Consider the following 19,271-nt stretch of genomic DNA (forward strand, 5'->3'; position numbering starts at 1 on the left):
TTTAGCTATTTTTGGAGTTTATTTTTTAATGCTTCAACAAAGTACTGATACTCATTGTTTAACCAGCACCTTAGTCACTGACTTTTTTATTTCCACTGAACTAAAAAGCAATTATTATTGCAAAAACTACTACTATACATTATTCATACACTATCTATACTTTATCTATACTTTATCTATACTTTATCTATACTTTATCTATACTTTATCTATACTTTATCTATACTTTATCTATACTTTAAATATACTTTAAATATACTTTAAATATAGAGTATAAAATAACAGAGAATAGAATAAACGATCTGTGATGACTATGTTTAGTTTGCTTACTTAGCGAAATGAAATGGGTTAAGATCTAAAAAACTACCAATTAATAAAACCGTTTTGGGGAATTTTGCCTACTACTCCATCAAAGTGTTTTTTCAAAATTTTAAGATCTTCTTCGTAATTGCCTGTGGGTTGCATTGGCATTCCATAATGTACTACTTTCTTACCGAAATCAAATGCTACTGGGACAATTGGCACATCAGCAGCCACAGCAATGTAATAAAACCCAGTTTTTAATTGATTTACTTTTTTGCGTGTTCCTTCGGGAGCTAGGGCTAAACGAAATTCTTCTTTTCTTTTGAAAATTGAAGCGATTGCTTCAACTTTATTTAATCCTCCACTTCTATCTAGTGGTTCTCCTCCCATATATTTGAAATAATAATTAAATGGAAAAACAAAAAGTTCTTTTTTTCCAATCCAATTGATAGGCAAACCAATGATTCCCCTAGTAAAAACACCCAAATAAAAATCATGATTACTAGTATGAGGCATCACCATCATGACACATTTTTTCACCTCAGGCAATACAGTTCCTTTTATTTGCCAACCCATCAGATCAAAAAAGATCCATTTATAAATTCGTTTTTTCATTTTTATAAAAATATACAGCAAAATAAGTCAATAAAATGCTATTTTTGGTAAAATTCCTTTTCAAATGCTAAAAAAAATTTTTAGTTATCTTACCCCTATCACCATTTATAAATCTAAATCTAGTATCAGCAAGTCTATTGAAGTAACATGGATCAACGGAGAATTGGTAATTGATTCCGAAAACACGAACTATTCCTATGGTAGTCTACAGCGTATCTTGAGAATCGGATTACTCAAAATTGGTTTCAATACCATTCAAACAATGGAAGATGTTTTAGTCCTCGGCGTTGCTGGCGGTAGTGTCATTAAAACTTTGGTTGATGAAATTAAGTGTCAAGGTAAAATCATTGGAGTAGAAATTGACCCTTACATTGTTGAAATAGCCAATTCCTATTTTCAACTCAATGAAATTCCAAATTTAGAAATTCATATACAAGATGCTTTTGAATTTGTATTAAGAAATAAAGAAAGCTACAACCTAATTATTATCGATGTTTTTGAAGATTTGCAAATGCCCACTTTTTTGTTTGAATCTTTTTTCATTAATCATACAGCTTCACTATTGAAAAAAAATGGTTTTATTCTATTTAACACTATGATACTTAATGAAGCTGAAAATATTAGGAATAAAAATTTTATTGAGAATTTTAACAACAGTAATTTTAAAATCAATTCGATTCCTAGAATAGAAAGGCACAATGAATTAATATTAATTCAAAAGTTAATCTAGAATTTTTTCTTTTTCAAAACAACAATCTGGATAACAAATTAGCCTTTATTGCTCTTCTTGGAGATATATTTAGCAAATTTCTATATTGATTTGGTTCTAAAATCTCTCGCATATTTTGGTTGAAATTTTCTCTAACTCTAAACATTTCTTGATCATAGCGAGCCTGATCATTTCCCCATCTTCGTAGGGCATCTTCTTTTCTATTCAACGTTTCTCTTACAACTCTTCGCATTAATGGTTCTTGTCTTGAATTCAATCCAAGGCGATTACGTAAATCATCCCCAATTCTATTGCTCAAAATAGTTGTATTAAAATCTCGATTTTCGATTCTATCTCTAACATTTTGAACTTGATCTATATCCGATCGAACTCTTTCAGCATTATTGTGAGCTCTTTCTATTCGTTCCCATGCTGTCTGTGCTTTTGTGCCAAAAAAGCTTAAAAACATCAACATTACTAAAGCGGTACATCTTGTCATACTTTTTAAATTTAAAATTTTATAATAAGGTTACTAACACTCTTGCTTTTTCCAAATCTTCGGCAGTGTCTATTCCAATACCAACATGAGTTGTTTCTACCATTTTGATTCGTTTGCCGAATTCTAAATAACGTAGTTGTTCTAGTTTTTCAGAAGCTTCTAGAGATTTCATTGGTAAACTGTAAAAATCCAATAAGGCTTGCTTTCTAAAAGCGTAAATACCGATATGTTGCATATAGCGTACACCAACATTGATTTCTCTTGGATAAGGAATTACAGAACGTGAAAAATATAGAGCAAAACCATTTTGGTCCACCACCACTTTTACATTGTTTGGATTATTGATTTCATCTTCATTTGTAATCTCTCGCATCAAGGAAGCCAAATCCACTTGTTGGTTGGTATCGTTTTTAAATACTTCAATCACTTTTGCTAAAGGTTCGGCATTTATGAATGGTTCATCGCCTTGCACATTGACCACTATATCAACATCTAGATTTTCAATAGCTTCAGCAATACGGTCACTCCCAGACTCATGTTCTTTGATACTCATAATGGCTTTTCCTCCGTTTGAAACAATTTCATTATAAATTAAATCGGAGTCGGTCACCACAAACACATCATCAAAAAGGTTGGTATTAATTGCGGCTTCATAAGTTCTTCTTATCACTGTTTTTCCTCCTAAATCTTGCATTAATTTTGCAGGAAATCGTGTGGAGGCGTATCGAGCGGGAATGACTGCTATAATTTTCATTATTTTATTTTTATTGCCGTTCAGGCGCAAAGAGGTGAAATTTTTTAAATTAAATTTTGTTGATTAACTGTTAGATTTTCAAATGAGCTTTATTTAAAAACCTAAATCGGTATAATGCCCCTTCAAACTATATATTAACAAAATGCCTTCATCTGGAATTTCATAAACGATACGATGTTCTTCATTAATTTTCCTAGACCACGTACCTTGTAAATCATATTTTAACGCTTCAGGTTTTCCAATTCCTTTAAATGGATTATGTTTTATATCTTCAATTAGTAGTTGAATCTTTTTTTGAATAGCCTTATTACCTGATTTTTTCCAAAATTCGATATGTTCTAATGCTTTTCTAGTATACTTTACTTCCATAAATCCTCTGTAGCAATAGTAATACACTCTCCACGATTGTATTCCTCTCTACCCTCTTGTACTGAGTTTACGAAATCTGGATTGTATGGACTTTTATCATCATTTATAGTAACATTGCGAACTCCTTTTAGATGCTCTAAAAGTGTTTTGACAAACAAAATATGTTTATCATCTACTTCAATAGTTATGGTACTCATAATTATTATATTTAAAAATTACTTTTAACAAAGATATAAAATCCATACTCTCATATACAACTAAATACTTTAGCCAATTCGAACCGAGGTCATACTTAACGAACCTGCTACTAATTTGTCATTGAATAATTGTATTTCTTCGCTTTTGTCTTTTAAACCCAAAGCATAAATCAAAGGCAAAAAATGATCGGGTGTTGGAATAGCCAATTGAAAGGCTTGACTTTGTTTTTCATACTCCAATAATGGTTGAAAATTGCCATCCAGTAAAAGTGAATTAATGGTAACTCTAGCTTCTATAGCCCAATCATAGCCATAATCATCTCTCTCAAAATTATAAAAATCGACCAATCGCAAATTATGAATGATATTACCACTGCCGATAATTAAAATACCTTTTTGACGCAAACGACTCAATTGTTGCGCCAATTGAAAATGATATTCAGCAGGTTTTGAATAATCTATACTCAGTTGAATGACAGGAATATCAGCCTTTGGATATAAATGTTTGATTACACTCCAAGCACCGTGGTCTAATCCCCAATGATGGTCTAATTCAACCGCTGTAGGAAGCAATAATTCTTGAGTAAGAGTAGCTAATTTAGGACTTCCTTGAGCGGGATATTGTACTTCAAACAACTCTTTTGGAAAACCATCAAAATCGTGAATGGTTTTCGGCATTTCCATAGCGGTTACTTTCGAACCTTTGGTAAACCAATGTGCAGAAACACACAAAATAGCGTTGGGTTTAGGTAGGTTTTTGGCTAAATTGCGAAAACCGGTAACAAACTGATTTTCTTCGATTGCATTCATTGGACTGCCGTGGCCTAAAAACAAAACAGGCATCTTTTCGGTAGTCGAAAAAGAACTTGTTATTTTATCTAAATCATTTAAGCTATTCATAGTTGTTGTTTTACCGCAAATTTGCAAATGACAAAATTACTATTGAAATTAAAAAAACTAATTTGTGGTTATTTTAAAAAATTACTCTACAAAACTATCGTCTTTAAATCCTATCAAATATAGCTTATTTTTGGCACGTGTCATTGCGGTGTACAACCAGCGAATATAATCGGTGTCGATACCGTTGGGCAAATACGGCTGTTCTATGAAAACCGTGTTCCACTGACCACCTTGCGATTTATGACAAGTGATGGCATAGGAAAATTTGACTTGAAGTGCATTAAAATACTCGTTCTCTTTGACCTTCTGAAACTGTTTGTATTTGGTCTCGCCTTCGTAATCTTTCATCACTTCTTGGTACAATCGGTTCGATTCTTCGTAGGTTAAAGAAGGAGATTCGCTCTTTATGGTATCCAATAACAAAACGGTTTCCAAAGGTTTTTGGTTGGGGTAATCGACCATTCGTATTTTGACTTTCGCGAATTTGAAACCGTATAATTCTTTGATTGCGAATATCTCTAATACCTCAATAATATCACCATTGGCTACAAAACCAGCTTCGTCAGAATCTTTTAACCAAAAGTAATTGTTCTTGACCACCATCAAAAAATCACCCGTGGCCAATTCACTTTCTTTATCTAATATTTTGGCTCGAATTTGCTCGTTGTACTGATTCGCTCTTTTGTTGGAACGCACAATAAAAGCGGTATCCTCGATGCTGTAGTTGCTATATGCCGAATGTATTGCATCTTGAATATCGTATCCATCCACGAGACGGACAATATCCTTGAATTTTTTCAAATCAAATTGATAATCCGTTACGAAAGCATCGTTCAAGAGTTCACGCAAAGCCGTTGCATTGTATAAAATCCCCGAGTTTTCTTCTTGACGCATCACTTCATCGAGTTCGATATGGTCAATTTCTTTATTATAATGAAGGGATAAAGTATCAATATCTAAGGCGGGACTTATATCTAAATTTACTGGAGGCAACTGTGCAGTATCACCCAAAAGAATCATCTTGCAATTGGTTCCCGAATACACATACGAAATCAAATCGTCTAAGAGTGAGCCATTTTCATACAGTTTCGAATCCGAATTGGTATCCGAAATCATAGAAGCTTCATCGACGATAAAAATGGTGTTTTTATGTTTGTTGGGTTGCAGCGTAAAAGAAACGCCTCCTCCAGATGTTTTTTTAGGAAAATAGATTTTCTTGTGAATCGTAAAAGCAGGTTTTTCAGAATAATTAGCAATTACTTTGGCCGCTCGACCCGTTGGTGCTAATAAAACGGCTTTTTTGTTAATGCCCGACAAGCTATTCACCAGAGTTGAAATTACCGTAGTTTTTCCCGTTCCTGCGTATCCTTTTAAAACAAAAATGGTATTGTTCTCAATTTCAGTTAGAAAAATAGCAATTTTCTGAAAAAAAATATCCTGTTGGTTCGTGGGCTGAAAAGGAAAATTTTTCTGTAAAAAACTATAAAACTGAGAGGAATTCATGGAGTGAAATTTGGTTACAAAGTAACGGAAAGTTTTCTATTGCATAGACAATTTTCAAAGGCAATTTCATTTTTGTCAAAGGCATAAATGCTGTACTATTATTTGTTGATACAAAAAGTGCTAACCCTTTAATTTTGTGTAATTTTATTTTATAATTACCATTAAGATTGCATTTCGCCTTGAATTTGGCTATTGTTATTGCTATTAAAATTTGTAAGTTTGCGTAGTCGAAAAAAAGCAAAAAAAGATGAGTATCACTGAAAAAAAATATAAAAAATTAGCACTTCAAGTATCATTGACAGGTTTGTCTTTTTGTTGTTTCGACACTTTAAATAAAAAAATCCTTTCTTACAACGAAGTTCATTTTGACACCTTTCATAAAGCGACCAAAATTGAAGAACTTTTTGCCGATGCGTTTAGCGATTTTCCTGAATTAAAGGATACCTATGATGAAATCGTAGTCATTCACAACAATACTTTATCTACGTTTGTGCCCACTGCCCTATTTGATGAGAATTATTTAGGAAGTTATTTGCAATACAACACCAAAGTGTTCGAAACTGATTTTTTTGCTTACGATACCATTGCCAATTACGAAATGAATACCGTTTACATTCCGTATGTGAACATCAATAATTTCTTTATTGACCAATTTGGTTCCTTTGATTACAAGCACGCTAACAGTATTTTGGTTACCAAAATTTTAGAAGCTTCCAAAAATAATGACAATAAAAAAATGGTCGTTCATTTCAATACAGGTCATTTTGAAATCATAGTGGTGCAAAACCAGCAACTATTGCTTTTCAATTCCTTTGAATACGCCACACCTGAAGATTTCTTGTATTATATTCTCTTTACAGCCGAACAATTGAGTTTAAATCCAGAAAATTTTCCATTGGAAATTATGGGAAATATTAACGAAGAAAGTCCTTACTACCAACTAGCTTACCAATACATCCGAAACATTTCTCTTTTTGATGTGACAAGTTTGCAACGCAGTAATTCTTTTTCAGAAGCCATCAACAGACAACATTTTATACTATTCAACTCATGAGAATCATTTCAGGAAAATACAAAGGTAGACGCATTCAACCGCCAAAAAACCTGCCGGTGCGTCCCACTACCGATATGAGTAAAGAAGCTTTATTCAATGTGTTGAACAATCATTTTAATTTTGAAGGATTAAAAGTCTTGGATTTATTCTCTGGCACCGGAAACATCAGCTACGAATTTGCTTCAAGAGGCAGTTATCCAATTACTTCAGTGGATGGTGATTTTGGTTGTGTAAAATTCATCAAACAAGTCGCTGCCGAATATGATTTTACGATTGCTGCCACCAAGAGCGATGTGTTTACCTTTTTAGAAAACTGCAAAACCACTTACGACATCATTTTTGCCGACCCGCCTTATGGTTTGGATCAAGCTACTTTTGAAAAAGTGGTGCTTTTGGTTTTTGAAAAAAACTTACTCAACGAGGAAGGAATGATGATTATCGAGCATTCTAAATACACGAAAATGGACCATTTAGATAATTTTTCGTTTCAAAAGAGTTATGGGGGATCGTTTTTCAGCTTCTTTGAATTCAACAATACCGATGATGAAGAAGATTTAAATGATGACGATTTTGAAGTAACCGATTCAGAAGAAGAATAACAATATAGAGTCTTTGCTATGCAAAGGCTTTTTTTTTCGAAAAAAATGCAGACCTATAAGCCGGATTCTGTATTCGCTAAAGCGAACCCTTATCATTTATCTAGACTTACAATTACTTGTAAGCTCAAGCTATCTACCCTTCAGCAACGAACGAGAAGCCCTTAAATGCTGATATACTTGATATTTCACCGCATAGAGTTTACCTGGTTTCACTACAGCATTACCTGTACATACTTTCTGTTGCACTTGTCCTAATCTCGTCCGTAAAGACTAGACCGACGGGTGTTACCCGCTATGCTTCTCTATGGTGTCCGGACTTTCCTCCCTCCCGATAAATCGGGACGACGATAAGGCGGTCTGCGGTGCAAAAGTAACTTTTTTAAACTTGATTTCCTTATTAAAGTCAATTTTCTAGGAGGTAATTACTTTGCTGATGCACAACTAGTTGTTTTCATTCTGAATTTTAGTTTGTTAAAATAGTTTGTAAACGGTTTATGAAAAAGAGAAGTACTAAAATAGCCCTGATTGCAGCGGCATCCTTTTTTAGGTCGTAGGTTTTTGTAACCTGTGACCTAAAAAAGATATAGCGGAAAGCAGGACGACTCGTGAATGATAACGGGAATTGCTGCACCTTATCATCGTCCAAAGTAAAGAATGCGATAGATAAATCAGCTGGTAAATCGTTTACTTCATTATTTTTTTGATTGTCAATAGGATATTAGAAAATTGAAAAGATTTTTTGGCAAATAAACCATTTTGAACATCAAGAAATAAACAAAAAAGCTATATTTGCTTTCGAATCATAGGACAACAATGGAACAATTTATAGTATCTGCACGTAAATATCGCCCGCAAACATTTAAGGATGTTGTAGGTCAAAAAGCGATTACCAATACGCTACTGAATGCTATAGAAAACAACCATTTGGCTTCGGCTTTGTTGTTTACGGGGCCTCGTGGTGTGGGAAAAACGACTTGTGCTAGAATTTTGGCGCGTAAAATTAACCAACCCGGTTATGATGACCCCGAAGAAGATTTTGCGTTCAATGTATTTGAGTTGGATGCAGCTTCGAACAACTCGGTAGATGACATTCGAAATTTGATTGACCAAGTTCGAATTCCACCGCAAACTGGACAATACAAAGTGTACATTATCGACGAGGTGCATATGTTGTCTTCGGCGGCGTTTAATGCTTTTTTGAAAACATTAGAAGAGCCACCAAAACACGCCATTTTTATTCTCGCTACTACAGAAAAGCACAAAATCATTCCAACGATTTTGTCTCGCTGTCAGATTTTTGATTTCAAACGTATTACGGTAAAAGACGCGAAAGAACACTTGGCTGATGTTGCCGAAAGTCAAGGCATTCAATTTGAAGATGATGCGTTGCACATTATCGCTCAAAAAGCAGATGGAGCGATGCGTGATGCGCTGTCTATTTTTGACCGTGTGGTTTCGTTTTGTGGCACCAACTTGACAAGACAAGCCGTTACCGAAAATCTAAATGTTTTAGATTACGAAACCTACATCAACATCACCGATTTGGTTTTGGAGAATAAAATTCCAGATTTATTATTGGCTTTCAATGCTATTTTGTCTAAAGGTTTTGATGCGCATCATTTTGTTTCCGGCTTAGCGTCTCACTTTAGAGATTTGTTGGTGGCGAAAACTCCTTCTACCCTAAGTTTGTTAGAAATGGGAGAACAAGCGCAACAACTGTATGGTGTGCAAGCTCAAAAATGCAGTGCCGACTTCTTATTAAAGGGAATCGAAATTGCCAATGACTGTGATTTGAAATACAAAGTCAGTCAAAATCAGCGCTTACTAGTCGAACTTTGTTTGATGCAATTGGCCTCTATCACTTTTGATGGAGAAAAAAAAAAGCTGAGTCTTTCATAATTCCGCCTACTTATTTCCGTAAAAATGACTATTCGATAACCGAAGTAGTTCAACCCGTTATTGCCACTGCAACAGAAACACCTATAGTTGCTCCACCAGTTACTGAAACAACTCCTAAATCAGAAATTACAGAAGAAAAACCTGAAATTGCAGCACCAATAGCACCCGTTTTAACTTCAGACGAGACTAAGATTTCGGCATTTTCGTTATCAAGTATTCGTGCCAAAAAAGCCTTAGAAGAAAGTAGTAAATCGATTGTAAAAGAAGTCGTTCATGCTCCTACAGAAGCTTTTACAGAAACCGAAATGTTGTTGCAATGGACAAAATATGCCCAAAAATTAGGCAGCAAAGGATTTAAAATTATGGAATCATTACTGCTGATTAACGACCCAAAATTAGACGGTACTAGAATTACGATTGAATTACCCAACGAAGGTTCTAAACTGGATTTTGAAAGTCAGAAACACGGACTTTTAGGACATCTGAAAGGACATTTGCACAATCACGAAATCACTATTGATGTAATTGTGAACGAAAGCATCGAAATCAAAAGAAACCTAAACGACCAAGACCGTTATAATCGATTAAAAGAAATAAATCCCACCATCGATTTGTTGCGTTCTACTTTTGGATTGCATATAGATACTTAAAAGAACGTTAAAACCCTGACGATATTTAACTTTTATTTGCCATTTCTTTCAAAAGTTTTCATCATTAATAGCATAATTTTGCATCCATAAAAAAAATTGAAAAAAAATATAGATTTTATGGAGAAAAAAAACGCCAATGTAGCCCCATTAGGACTTTTGGGTTTTGGTATGACTACAATTTTATTAAACATTCACAATATGGGCTTTTTCCCAATAAGTAGTGTAATTATTGCTATGGGAATTTTTTATGGCGGCATTGCTCAAATAATAGCAGGATTACTTTCCTTTAATCAGGGAAAAACCTTTGCCGGAACGGCTTTTACCTCTTATGGCTTTTTCTGGATAACTTTGGTTGGAATTTGGTTATTTCCTAATACAGGCTTTGAAATGGCTGGTGCTACTCCTGCCCCATTTTTTGGTTGCTACTTAATCTTATGGGGAACATTCACTGCATTAATGTGGTGGGGAACTTGGGGTGGTAGTAAAGTACAACAGTTTGTGTTTCTTTCACTCACCGTACTTTTTTTCGTTTTAGCAGTTTCTAAATTCACCGGAAGTGAATTCATCAATCAAATTGCAGGTATTATAGGAATTATTTGTGGAAGTAGTGCTTTTTATTTAGCAGCAGCCGAACTTTTGGAAGAAGTTAAAAACAAAAAGGTTTTACCCTACTAAATACTTTAAAAGAGAAGAGCCTTTTAATATTAATGTATTAAAAATAAGCTTAACGAGTTATTCATTAATTTGAGTAACTCGTTTTTTTTTTATTAAAAAACAAAATAACACTAAATTCAATCATATATAGTTGTTCAATTAGCAAATGATTGAATTATTTCCATATAATCACTTTATGAATTAAATATTGTTTAACTTTAATATCGTTTTTATTGCCTTTGTTACTGAAATCTTTTTACTATTATAAAAATCATCATGTATGCAACCCTAAAAAATAGAGCTTTAGTATTTTTAAATGAAGTAGGTGAATTTTCTATTTTTGGATCAAGGTTTTTCAAAGAAATAATTAAATCACCATTTCAAGTTAATGAATTCATTCGTCAATGTTATGTAATTGGGTACAAATCACTACCCCTTGTTACCATAACTGCCTTTATTATGGGGTTGGTTTTAACGATTCAATCTCGACCAACGATGACTAAATTTGGGGCTGAAAGTTGGTTACCTAGCATGGTGTCATTATCATTGATTAGAGAAATTGCACCTGTAATAACTGCTTTAATCTGTGCTGGTAAAATTGCCTCGGGAATTGGAGCAGAATTAGGTGCAATGAAAGTTACAGAACAAATAGACGCCATGGAAGTATCAGCTATTAACCCTTTTAACTACTTAGTAGTAACGCGAATTCTTGCTACTACTTTCATGATACCATTACTAGTAATTTATGCAGATTTGATTGGGATTTTCGGTGGTTATATTGGATATAATGTAAAAGGGTCAATAGGAATTTACCGTTATTTTTCAGCTGTTTTTGAACATTTGGAGTTTATTGATCTTTTGCCTGCTGTCATTAAAACATTTTTCTTTGGTTTTTTTATAGGATTAATTGGTTCCTACAAAGGATTTACTGCTTCAAATGGTACGGCTAGTGTTGGAATTGCGGCCAATGAATCAGTGGTTATCGCTTCACTCTCTATTTTTTTGATTGACATGATTACAGTTCAAATTACCGATTTATTTTTTTAATATGACAAATGATTTGCCGATAGTTGTTCAAAATTTATGGAAATCTTTTAAAAAAAATCAAGTATTAAAAGGTATAAATTTTTCATTGGAAAAAGGTGAAAGTTTAGTAATAATAGGCCGTTCAGGATCTGGAAAATCGGTTTGTATCAAATGTATTGTCGGTTTGATATCGCCCGACAAAGGAACAATTTTGGTATTTGGCACTGATGTAACTCAACTTAAAAACGAAGCCTTGAATGCTATCCGTTTGCGCATTGGGTTTATGTTTCAAAATGGTGCTTTATACGATTCGATGTCTGTTAGAGATAATTTAGCATTTACTTTAAAACATCATACAAAAAACTTAACCGATGATGAAATCGAAAAAAGAATAGAAATGGCATTAAATGATGTTGGGTTGAATGAAGCAATTGATAAAATGCCCTCTGAATTATCTGGCGGGATGCGAAAAAGAATTGGTTTGGCTCGAACCTTAATTATTGAACCCGAAATTATTTTATATGATGAACCAACTTCTGGGCTCGATACAATAACAGCAAGAGAAATCAGTGAATTGATTGTATCTATCCAAAAAAAAAGACAAGCAACGGCAATCATAATCACCCATGACATGGCTTGTGCCAAAAAAACGGGGAACCGAATGATTATTTTAAAAGATGGAATAATTTATGCTGAGGGCACTTATGATGCTTTAGAACAAAATGGAGATCGGTGGGTTAAATCTTTTTTTAATTAATGTTCTAAAAAATTATTAATAATGGTGCTAATCAAAAGAAAAAACCAAGTCTAAATTTCAATACTATGGCAAAATCATCTACTTATATATGGAAATTAGGGTTATTTGTACTAATTGGAATAAGTTTTTTTATTGTCAGTATTTATTTTATAGGTAAAAATAAAAATCTATTTGATCGTACATTTAGGTTGCGTTCTCATTTTCAAAATGTAAGTGGCCTAAAAGTTGGAAATAATGTGCGTTTCTCAGGAATTAATGTAGGTACAGTAAAAGGTATTCATTTTTTATCCGACACGTTGGTTGAAGTAGATTTGTTAATTAAAGAAGAAATTCAACCGTATATAAAAAAAGATGCCCAAGCAAGTATAGGTACCGATGGATTAATGGGAGATAAAGTATTAATCATTTTACCAGGTACACCTTCAAATGAAATGGTCGAAGAAAATGCTATTATTGTCTCTATCAAATCCATTGAATTTGAAGATTTAATTAAAAGCTTGAATAAAAGTATCCAAAATGCTCAAATAATAACACAGCAACTTACTGAATTTAGTATTAAAATTAATAAAAGTGAAGGACCACTTAATACTATTTTGACCGATAAAGAATTTGCTAAACAAATGGTACAAACCATGAACAACTTAAAGAGTAGTTCTGATGAATTTGCTGTTTTTAGCAAAAATCTGAATACTAAAAAGGGGAGTTTATCACAAATTATTAATGATCCAGAATATGCAGAATCCATCAAAAAGGCAATTCAAAATTTAGAAAATAGCACAAAAGAAATTGAGGTTTTTTCAAAAAAATTAAATGACAGCAAAGGGATTTTATCCAAACTTATAGATAATGAACAATTGGCTATTTCATTAGACACATCATTAACAAATATCGAAAAAGGAACCAAAAATTTACTTGAATTAGAAGAAGCCGCTAAACATAATTTTTTATTAAAAGGTTATTTTAAGAAGAAAGAAAAAGAATCAAAACAAACAAAACCGGTGCATCCTATAACGAATAAAAAAAACATACCGTAAAATGAGCCTTCTAAAAGGACACTTTGCAGTATGTAAAAAAAGTAATGCAGTACTACTTCTGTTTCGTTTTTAAATTTTACCGTAGTACATGGCTTTGACAATTCCATCTGATAGACCAATTTTGGGAACATAAATTTGCCTAGCACCACTCCATTTCATAGCATTCAAATAGATACGTGTTGCTGGCACAATAACATCGGCACGGTCAGAGTTCAATCCTAATTGAGAAATTCTCTGATCATAAGTCAATGAACTCAAATAAGCATATTGTGCATTGACATAAATATAAGATAGGGGTTTGTCTTGTTGTTTTCCAGACATTTTGAACAACTTGTTTATATTCCCTCCAGACCCGATCAACCTTACTTCATCATAATCGGCTGTGTTTGTACGAATCCATTTTTCAATTTCTTCCCAAACAATTTCGTGAACCATGTTATTTAACAATCGAACGGTTCCTACCTTAAATGAGCGAGAACACACCATTTTTCCATTAGAAAATAAAGTAAACTCTGTACTTCCACCCCCTACATCGACAAAGAGATACGTTTCGTCTGTTTTCAACAAATGATGTAAATCGGTAGAGGCAATGATGGCAGCTTCTTTTTTACCATCAATAATTTCTATTTTAACTTCCGTTTTTTTCTTAATTAAAGCTACTACTTCTTTAGCATTATAAGCTTCCCGCATGGCTGATGTAGCAAAAGCTTTGTACGATTCCACTTTATGGACTTTCATTAACAAATGAAATGCTTTCATAGCATCACACATACGTTCTATGTTTTCCAGAGAAATTTCACCTACTGTAAATGCATCTTGCCCCAAACGAATAGGAACACGCACTAAGGAACTCTTACTGAACTGAGTTTCCCTACCCTCTTCTTCAACAATGTTCGCAATTAATAAACGCATCGCATTTGACCCTATATCAATTGCTGCATATTTTTTTATTTTAATCATATTTTCCCTTATTCATTTATTAAGGCATGCCCATAAATCAAGCTTCTTCAGTGATTACCTCTAATTTATTTTGATAATATTTATACGTTTCTACTTGGGCTCTAAATACTGGATTTCCTTTGGGTTGTCTGTATTTGTTGTCTAATGCTTCAGAATGGTATCTAGCTTTAACATTACCTTTCCAACCCAAATCAAAATGGTCAATCAATTCATTTTTGATATCTTGATCGTAAATTGGGCAAGTTACCTCTACCCTAGCATCTAAATTTCGAGCCATAAAATCAGCTGAAGAAATAAACACTTCTGGAATTCCTGCATTGCCAAAAATATAGACACGAGAATGTTCTAAATAATTATCAACAATACTAATGGCTTCTATATTTTCACTTAATCCTATTTTTCCAGGAATTAAGGAACAAATCCCTCTAATTTCAAGTTGAATTTTTACCCCTGCTTTACTAGCTTGGTATAATTTATCAATCATTTCAAAATCAGATAAACTGTTCATTTTTAATTTAATATAGGTTTTTCTACCTGCTAAAGCATGCGTGATTTCTCTATCGATTAACTTTATGAATCGACTTCTAGTATAATGTGGTGACACAATCAAATGTTTATAGCGATGGACTCTAAAATTAACATCGAAAAAATCAAATATTTTAGTAATGTCTTTCAAAATTTGTTGATGGCTTGTAAAAAGTGTCACATCGGTATATACTTTGGCTGTTGATTCATTGAAATTTCCAGTTGAAACAAAGCCATAGCGCTTAATTTTGTCTTTTTCTTGTCTTTCAATTACACAAATTTTACTGTGTACTTTTAATCCTTTGATTCCAAAAATCAATTCTATTCCTTCAGTTTTCATTTGTTCAGCATATGAAATATTTGAAGCTTCGTCGAATCGGGCCTGTAGCTCGATTTGAACTGTTACTTTTTTTCCATTCTTGGCTGCATTAATTAAGGAACTAATGATTTGAGAATTTTTAGCCAAACGATACAAAGTAATTTTGATAGAAAGTACTTTTGGATCCAATGCTGCTTCTCTGAGAAACTTTGTCAAATATGAAAATGATTGGTAGGGCGCATTCAATAAATAATCTTTTTCGCTGATTTTATCCAGCATGCTTCCTTCTAAACTCAAGCCTGGAATTGGCAAGGGGACATTCGATTGATATAAGAGGTCATATCTGCCTAAGTTAGGAAAATCCATGTAGTCTCTTCTATTATGATAACGCCCACCAGGAATAATACTATCTGTAGAAACGATATGCATTTTATCGAGAAAAAAATTGAGCGTATCCTCTTCTATTTCTTGGTCATAAATAAAACGAACAGGTTCACCAATTCTTCTGTCTTTAACACCTAGAGCAATTTTTTCGATCATGCTTTTACTCAAATCACTGTCAATATCCAAAGAGGCATCTCTAGTAATTTTAATCATGTGTGCAGCAATACTTTTATAGTCGAAAATATTAAAAATACTACTTAAATTGAATCGAATTACATCATCTAATAGAATAACATATTGTTTTTCGTTTTTTGAAGGCAGTACAACAAATCTATTGATGGTTTTTGGGATTTCGATTACAGCATAGCGTATTTCTTCCTCTTTTTTCATCACCATCTTTACTGCCAAATACCCAAGAGTATCTTTTAATAATGGAAATTCAGCCAAATCATTTAAAATAATTGTCACCAATTCAGGGCTGACTTTTTGAATAAAAAATTCTTTTAGGTAGTTTTTTTGATCTTTATCTAAATCATTTTCAGTAATGATGTAGATGTTTTCTTTTTGCAATTGTTTTTCAATCTTATTTAGGATGCTAAGGCTTTCCGCTTGATGTTCAATTACAATTTCTGTAATTTCTTTAACCAATTGTTGCGCTGAGATACCTCCTAAATATTTTTCTCCTGAAATACCTGAAAGACTTAATCTGCGAATGGCTGCAAAACGAACTCTAAAAAATTCATCGAGATTGTTTGAAAAAATACCTAAAAAACGAAGTCTATCTAATAAAGGAACGGTGTCATCTGCTGCTTCTTGTAAAACTCGAGCATTAAAAGCCAGCCAACTTTTTTCTCTATCAATATATTTATGTATCAAAACGAATTATTTTAAATCTTTTGGAACTATTATTTTTAATGTTTTCCCTTTTTGAATGTCCTTCCAATCGTCTACATCAAATTGCAAGGATATAAACCCAGTTGTAGGAACATTTTCAATAAAAACATCTCCAAATTTATTAACAAAATTTGTAATAGCACCATTATGTCCAAAAAGAATTACACTATCAAAATCATTTTTGCACGATTTAATAACATTGGTCAATTGGTTTTCATCGAATGTATATAAATCTTCTTTATAAATGATACTTTCGATTGGATAGGATAAATTTTGAGCAAAAATTAAGGCGGTCTGCGAAGCTCGCTCTGCAACACTAGACCAAAACAAATAGGTTTTGGGTAAATATTTTGAGACATAACTCGACACGAGATGTGCTGCTTGTAAACCATTTTTGGATAAGGGCCTGTCCCTATCTTTTAGAGGGGCTTCCCAACTTGATTTAGCATGTCGTACTAAGATTAAATTCTTCATGATCCTCTTGTTAAATTAGTAACTACTCTTTTACAAACAATTTATAGTGCTGATTTTTAATACAATATAATTACATTTTTTTTAAGACACTTAAATTACGTTTAATTTCTCACTCTTTATACAATGGAGATTTAATTAACAATTGTTTAATCAAAACAGCTAATTAAATAAAAAATTAAAAAGTAATACGCAATAAAAAGGTATAATTAAATTTATTACAAAGTATTGATTTACAAGCTTCCAAGCATTTTTACGTAAGAAAATACATTTATAATTTTCATTTAAACTCTAATAATTACCAATAAATTAACAAAAAAATGCACTTCAACGAGTATTTGAGTTATTGATAGATTAAAAAAAGATAATATTATCATTGTCTATAATTTTGATGTAGTTAATCAAAACATAAATTGTTTATACTAACTCTTTTATTGATAATTAATGATAATTAAGAATTGATACTAAAATTTTAAGTTGATAAGAGCAACTAAATTTTAATTAATCCTTTTATCAGAAAGAAAATAAGTTACAAACACTATTATTTCGATTGATAACGATTTAAAAAAATCAATATGAAAACAAAATTTACTCATTCGACAAGATTATTTGCCATTATTTTATTCAGTGTTTTCAGTTTTTCAACTGTTTTAGCTCAAACTGCTCCATGTGATAACTGTGTTTCTGGTGACATCAAGGTGTTAGGTGGAGAACTAGTCAGATCCGATGGAACTCCTTTAGCATCTGGTACTTGCGACCCAGGAACTACTGTTGAAGTCTACTTAAAAATAAATCTAGATGTAACATCGAATGAAAGATATGGTTTTTTGATGGCAGGTAGCGTAATTCTAAATGGTGTAACTTTACCATTTAACAAATGTATTGCCAAAACATTAAATGCTGGTTTACAATCTTTTATTATTGATAAAAATAATTTAACAATAGGAGATCCTGGATATGGAACTCCCTATATTTGGACCTGTGGTTCAACAATTCAACTAGCAGGACTTCTTACTGCCTGGGAAAATAGTGCACCGGCAACCGCAGGAGTTTATGAAGTATGCTCACGATATAACAATGGGGTATATAACTGTAAGGCTCTTACTCCTAAATGTAAATATTATGGCCCTAGCGAACAAATTATAATTACAACACCATTAGCTGCTGATTTTACAACTTCATCATCATGCCAAGGAGGTAATTTTGAAAGAATAACATTTACAAGTACTTCTAATGGAGGAAAAACACCTTATACTTATTCATGGACAGTTAAAGATAATATAACTAATGCCACATTAACTACATCAACTCTAGATATCTTTAACTATACCCCGACGGGACCAAACCCTCTTTCTGTAACCCTTCAAGTTACTGATTCTTCTACTCCAACTAGGCTAATTAAATCTATTACTAAAACGGTAACTCCAATTGCTTGTTGTACAACACCTGTTGGTTCAGCTTCACCACAAACAATCTGCAGTTCGGGAACAAGTAATGTTGTATTAAACTCAACTGTTAACGGAACTACATATACATGGACTTCCGCTATACTAACATCCCCAACTGGAGGAACCATTACTGGATTTTCCAATTGCACTACAACTTGCGGAACTTCAATTTCCCAAACATTAACCAATACAGGAACAAGCTCAGGTGTGATCCGTTATACAGTTACTCCAAAATCAGGCGTTTGTACAGGAACACCATTTACAGTAGATGTAACAGTGAATGCCGTTTTAAATGCAACTGTTGCTAAAACGGATATAACATGCTTTGGTAGTAACAACGGTACTATAAATATTAGTACACCAACAGGTGGTGGTGGAACTTATGAATACAGACTTGATTCAGGTACTTGGCAATCAAGTGGAAATTTCAATTCCCTAGCTCCAGGAACATATAATGTACAGATAAGAGATAAAGCCAATACTGCTTGTGTTATTGTATTGGGAAACCAAACAATAACACAACCCGCTGTTTTAAGCGCAACTGTAGCTTCAACTAATGTAACTTGTAATGCTGCCAATGACGGAACCATTACCATTAGTGCTCCATTAGGAGGTTATGGCACCTACCAATACAGCATCAATGGTGGTACAACTTGGCAAGATAGCGGTACTTTTACTGCGCTAGCTAATGCAACTTATAATGTACAAATCAGAGATAAAGCCAATACTGCTTGTGTTAAAATTTTAA

Annotated in this window: 21 protein-coding genes and 1 other RNA gene; 10 read left to right on the top strand and 12 right to left on the bottom strand. The window is 33.1% G+C overall.

The window, feature by feature from the left end; genetic code table 11:
* Window positions 1-363: 363 nt before the first annotated feature.
* The gene (locus tag ACSVH5_RS13280; RefSeq protein WP_438061894.1) at window positions 364-918 is read right to left on the bottom strand and encodes a 1-acyl-sn-glycerol-3-phosphate acyltransferase; all 555 of its coding nucleotides are present in this window, start codon (window positions 916-918) and stop codon (window positions 364-366) included.
* 64 nt (window positions 919-982) lie between these two features.
* Between ACSVH5_RS13280 and ACSVH5_RS13285 the strand changes: the two genes are divergently transcribed.
* On the top strand, window positions 983-1,648 hold the full coding sequence (locus ACSVH5_RS13285) for a spermidine synthase (protein ID WP_438061895.1): 666 nt from the start codon (window positions 983-985) through the stop codon (window positions 1,646-1,648).
* A 13-nt stretch (window positions 1,649-1,661) separates the two neighbouring features.
* Here ACSVH5_RS13285 and ACSVH5_RS13290 read toward each other — a convergent pair whose 3' ends face one another.
* From ACSVH5_RS13290 to ACSVH5_RS13315, 6 genes are all read right to left on the bottom strand, one after another.
* Entirely contained in the window at window positions 1,662-2,126 is a 465-nt protein-coding gene (locus ACSVH5_RS13290; RefSeq protein ID WP_438061896.1) for a hypothetical protein, read from the bottom strand.
* A 19-nt stretch (window positions 2,127-2,145) separates the two neighbouring features.
* Window positions 2,146-2,880, bottom strand: coding sequence for a 3-deoxy-manno-octulosonate cytidylyltransferase (gene kdsB, locus ACSVH5_RS13295; RefSeq protein WP_438061897.1), 735 nt, complete (start codon window positions 2,878-2,880; stop codon window positions 2,146-2,148).
* Window positions 2,881-2,973: 93 nt separating this feature from the next.
* Window positions 2,974-3,249, bottom strand: a complete 276-nt coding sequence (locus ACSVH5_RS13300) for a Txe/YoeB family addiction module toxin (RefSeq protein ID WP_438061898.1) — start codon at window positions 3,247-3,249, stop codon at window positions 2,974-2,976.
* Window positions 3,240-3,446: a DUF2683 family protein gene (locus ACSVH5_RS13305; RefSeq protein ID WP_438061899.1), complete on the bottom strand. Its 207-nt coding sequence runs from the start codon at window positions 3,444-3,446 to the stop codon at window positions 3,240-3,242. The genes ACSVH5_RS13300 and ACSVH5_RS13305 overlap by 10 nt, the downstream gene beginning before the upstream one ends.
* A gap of 69 nt (window positions 3,447-3,515) precedes the next feature.
* A complete protein-coding gene (gene ygiD, locus ACSVH5_RS13310) occupies window positions 3,516-4,346 on the bottom strand; it encodes a 4,5-DOPA dioxygenase extradiol (RefSeq protein WP_438061900.1) in 831 nt (276 codons plus the stop codon).
* A gap of 81 nt (window positions 4,347-4,427) precedes the next feature.
* Window positions 4,428-5,849, bottom strand: a complete 1,422-nt coding sequence (locus ACSVH5_RS13315) for an ATP-dependent DNA helicase (protein ID WP_438061901.1) — start codon at window positions 5,847-5,849, stop codon at window positions 4,428-4,430.
* A 247-nt stretch (window positions 5,850-6,096) separates the two neighbouring features.
* Here ACSVH5_RS13315 and ACSVH5_RS13320 point away from each other — a divergent pair, with 247 nt between their 5' ends.
* On the top strand, window positions 6,097-6,903 hold the full coding sequence (locus ACSVH5_RS13320; protein WP_438061902.1) for a DUF3822 family protein: 807 nt from the start codon (window positions 6,097-6,099) through the stop codon (window positions 6,901-6,903).
* On the top strand, window positions 6,900-7,502 hold the full coding sequence (locus tag ACSVH5_RS13325) for an RsmD family RNA methyltransferase (protein WP_438061903.1): 603 nt from the start codon (window positions 6,900-6,902) through the stop codon (window positions 7,500-7,502). The genes ACSVH5_RS13320 and ACSVH5_RS13325 overlap by 4 nt, the downstream gene beginning before the upstream one ends.
* A gap of 40 nt (window positions 7,503-7,542) precedes the next feature.
* On the opposite strand, the gene rnpB is transcribed toward ACSVH5_RS13325, so the two are convergent.
* An RNA gene (gene rnpB / locus ACSVH5_RS13330) (RNase P RNA component class A) lies at window positions 7,543-7,866 on the bottom strand.
* Window positions 7,867-8,315: 449 nt separating this feature from the next.
* On the opposite strand from rnpB, the gene dnaX reads away from it, so the two are divergent.
* The gene (gene dnaX / locus ACSVH5_RS13335; protein WP_438061904.1) at window positions 8,316-9,401 is read left to right on the top strand and encodes a DNA polymerase III subunit gamma/tau; all 1,086 of its coding nucleotides are present in this window, start codon (window positions 8,316-8,318) and stop codon (window positions 9,399-9,401) included.
* A gap of 49 nt (window positions 9,402-9,450) precedes the next feature.
* Here dnaX and ACSVH5_RS13340 read toward each other — a convergent pair whose 3' ends face one another.
* Window positions 9,451-9,627, bottom strand: coding sequence for a hypothetical protein (locus ACSVH5_RS13340; RefSeq protein ID WP_438061905.1), 177 nt, complete (start codon window positions 9,625-9,627; stop codon window positions 9,451-9,453).
* A 136-nt stretch (window positions 9,628-9,763) separates the two neighbouring features.
* On the opposite strand from ACSVH5_RS13340, the gene ACSVH5_RS13345 reads away from it, so the two are divergent.
* From ACSVH5_RS13345 to ACSVH5_RS13365, 5 genes are all read left to right on the top strand, one after another.
* Complete coding sequence (locus ACSVH5_RS13345) at window positions 9,764-10,051, top strand: DNA polymerase III (protein ID WP_438061906.1); 288 nt, start codon at window positions 9,764-9,766, stop codon at window positions 10,049-10,051.
* 117 nt (window positions 10,052-10,168) lie between these two features.
* Window positions 10,169-10,726, top strand: a complete 558-nt coding sequence (locus ACSVH5_RS13350) for an acetate uptake transporter (protein ID WP_438061907.1) — start codon at window positions 10,169-10,171, stop codon at window positions 10,724-10,726.
* Between the two features lie 255 nt (window positions 10,727-10,981).
* Window positions 10,982-11,752 carry an MlaE family ABC transporter permease gene (locus ACSVH5_RS13355; RefSeq protein WP_438061908.1) on the top strand — a complete coding sequence of 257 codons (771 nt, stop codon included), beginning with the start codon at window positions 10,982-10,984 and terminating at the stop codon, window positions 11,750-11,752.
* A gap of 1 nt (window position 11,753) precedes the next feature.
* The gene (locus ACSVH5_RS13360; RefSeq protein WP_438061909.1) at window positions 11,754-12,488 is read left to right on the top strand and encodes an ABC transporter ATP-binding protein; all 735 of its coding nucleotides are present in this window, start codon (window positions 11,754-11,756) and stop codon (window positions 12,486-12,488) included.
* 65 nt (window positions 12,489-12,553) lie between these two features.
* Complete coding sequence (locus ACSVH5_RS13365) at window positions 12,554-13,522, top strand: MlaD family protein (protein ID WP_438061910.1); 969 nt, start codon at window positions 12,554-12,556, stop codon at window positions 13,520-13,522.
* Window positions 13,523-13,591: 69 nt separating this feature from the next.
* Here ACSVH5_RS13365 and ACSVH5_RS13370 read toward each other — a convergent pair whose 3' ends face one another.
* The 3 genes from ACSVH5_RS13370 to ACSVH5_RS13380 are packed head-to-tail and all read right to left on the bottom strand — an operon-like array spanning window position 13,592 to window position 17,078.
* Window positions 13,592-14,482, bottom strand: a complete 891-nt coding sequence (locus ACSVH5_RS13370) for a Ppx/GppA phosphatase family protein (protein ID WP_438061911.1) — start codon at window positions 14,480-14,482, stop codon at window positions 13,592-13,594.
* 37 nt (window positions 14,483-14,519) lie between these two features.
* Entirely contained in the window at window positions 14,520-16,586 is a 2,067-nt protein-coding gene (gene ppk1, locus ACSVH5_RS13375; protein WP_438061912.1) for a polyphosphate kinase 1, read from the bottom strand.
* Window positions 16,587-16,592: 6 nt separating this feature from the next.
* Window positions 16,593-17,078, bottom strand: a complete 486-nt coding sequence (locus tag ACSVH5_RS13380; protein ID WP_438061913.1) for a SixA phosphatase family protein — start codon at window positions 17,076-17,078, stop codon at window positions 16,593-16,595.
* Window positions 17,079-17,650: 572 nt separating this feature from the next.
* Here ACSVH5_RS13380 and ACSVH5_RS13385 point away from each other — a divergent pair.
* A partial coding sequence (locus ACSVH5_RS13385; protein ID WP_438061914.1) for a PKD-like domain-containing protein occupies window positions 17,651-19,271 on the top strand: 1,621 nt, incomplete at its 3' end.

It is taken from the genome of Flavobacterium sp. RSSA_27 (assembly GCF_051547125.1).
Taxonomy (GTDB): domain Bacteria; phylum Bacteroidota; class Bacteroidia; order Flavobacteriales; family Flavobacteriaceae; genus Flavobacterium.

Bases quoted from the DNA above. Each gene is read 5' to 3' on its own strand.
- ACSVH5_RS13355 (WP_438061908.1), top strand. From the start codon at position 10,982: ATGTATGCAACCCTAAAAAATAGAGCTTTAGTATTTTTAAATGAAGTA.
- ACSVH5_RS13320 (WP_438061902.1), top strand. From the start codon at position 6,097: ATGAGTATCACTGAAAAAAAATATAAAAAATTAGCACTTCAAGTATCA.
- ACSVH5_RS13365 (WP_438061910.1), top strand. From the start codon at position 12,554: ATGGCAAAATCATCTACTTATATATGGAAATTAGGGTTATTTGTACTA.
- ygiD (WP_438061900.1), bottom strand. From the start codon at position 4,346: ATGAATAGCTTAAATGATTTAGATAAAATAACAAGTTCTTTTTCGACT.
- ACSVH5_RS13280 (WP_438061894.1), bottom strand. From the start codon at position 918: ATGAAAAAACGAATTTATAAATGGATCTTTTTTGATCTGATGGGTTGG.
- ACSVH5_RS13350 (WP_438061907.1), top strand. From the start codon at position 10,169: ATGGAGAAAAAAAACGCCAATGTAGCCCCATTAGGACTTTTGGGTTTT.
- ACSVH5_RS13380 (WP_438061913.1), bottom strand. From the start codon at position 17,078: ATGAAGAATTTAATCTTAGTACGACATGCTAAATCAAGTTGGGAAGCC.
- ACSVH5_RS13345 (WP_438061906.1), top strand. From the start codon at position 9,764: ATGGAATCATTACTGCTGATTAACGACCCAAAATTAGACGGTACTAGA.
- ACSVH5_RS13360 (WP_438061909.1), top strand. From the start codon at position 11,754: ATGACAAATGATTTGCCGATAGTTGTTCAAAATTTATGGAAATCTTTT.
- ACSVH5_RS13300 (WP_438061898.1), bottom strand. From the start codon at position 3,249: ATGGAAGTAAAGTATACTAGAAAAGCATTAGAACATATCGAATTTTGG.
- kdsB (WP_438061897.1), bottom strand. From the start codon at position 2,880: ATGAAAATTATAGCAGTCATTCCCGCTCGATACGCCTCCACACGATTT.
- ACSVH5_RS13290 (WP_438061896.1), bottom strand. From the start codon at position 2,126: ATGACAAGATGTACCGCTTTAGTAATGTTGATGTTTTTAAGCTTTTTT.
- dnaX (WP_438061904.1), top strand. From the start codon at position 8,316: ATGGAACAATTTATAGTATCTGCACGTAAATATCGCCCGCAAACATTT.
- ACSVH5_RS13305 (WP_438061899.1), bottom strand. From the start codon at position 3,446: ATGAGTACCATAACTATTGAAGTAGATGATAAACATATTTTGTTTGTC.
- ACSVH5_RS13285 (WP_438061895.1), top strand. From the start codon at position 983: ATGCTAAAAAAAATTTTTAGTTATCTTACCCCTATCACCATTTATAAA.
- ACSVH5_RS13315 (WP_438061901.1), bottom strand. From the start codon at position 5,849: ATGAATTCCTCTCAGTTTTATAGTTTTTTACAGAAAAATTTTCCTTTT.
- ACSVH5_RS13370 (WP_438061911.1), bottom strand. From the start codon at position 14,482: ATGATTAAAATAAAAAAATATGCAGCAATTGATATAGGGTCAAATGCG.
- ACSVH5_RS13325 (WP_438061903.1), top strand. From the start codon at position 6,900: ATGAGAATCATTTCAGGAAAATACAAAGGTAGACGCATTCAACCGCCA.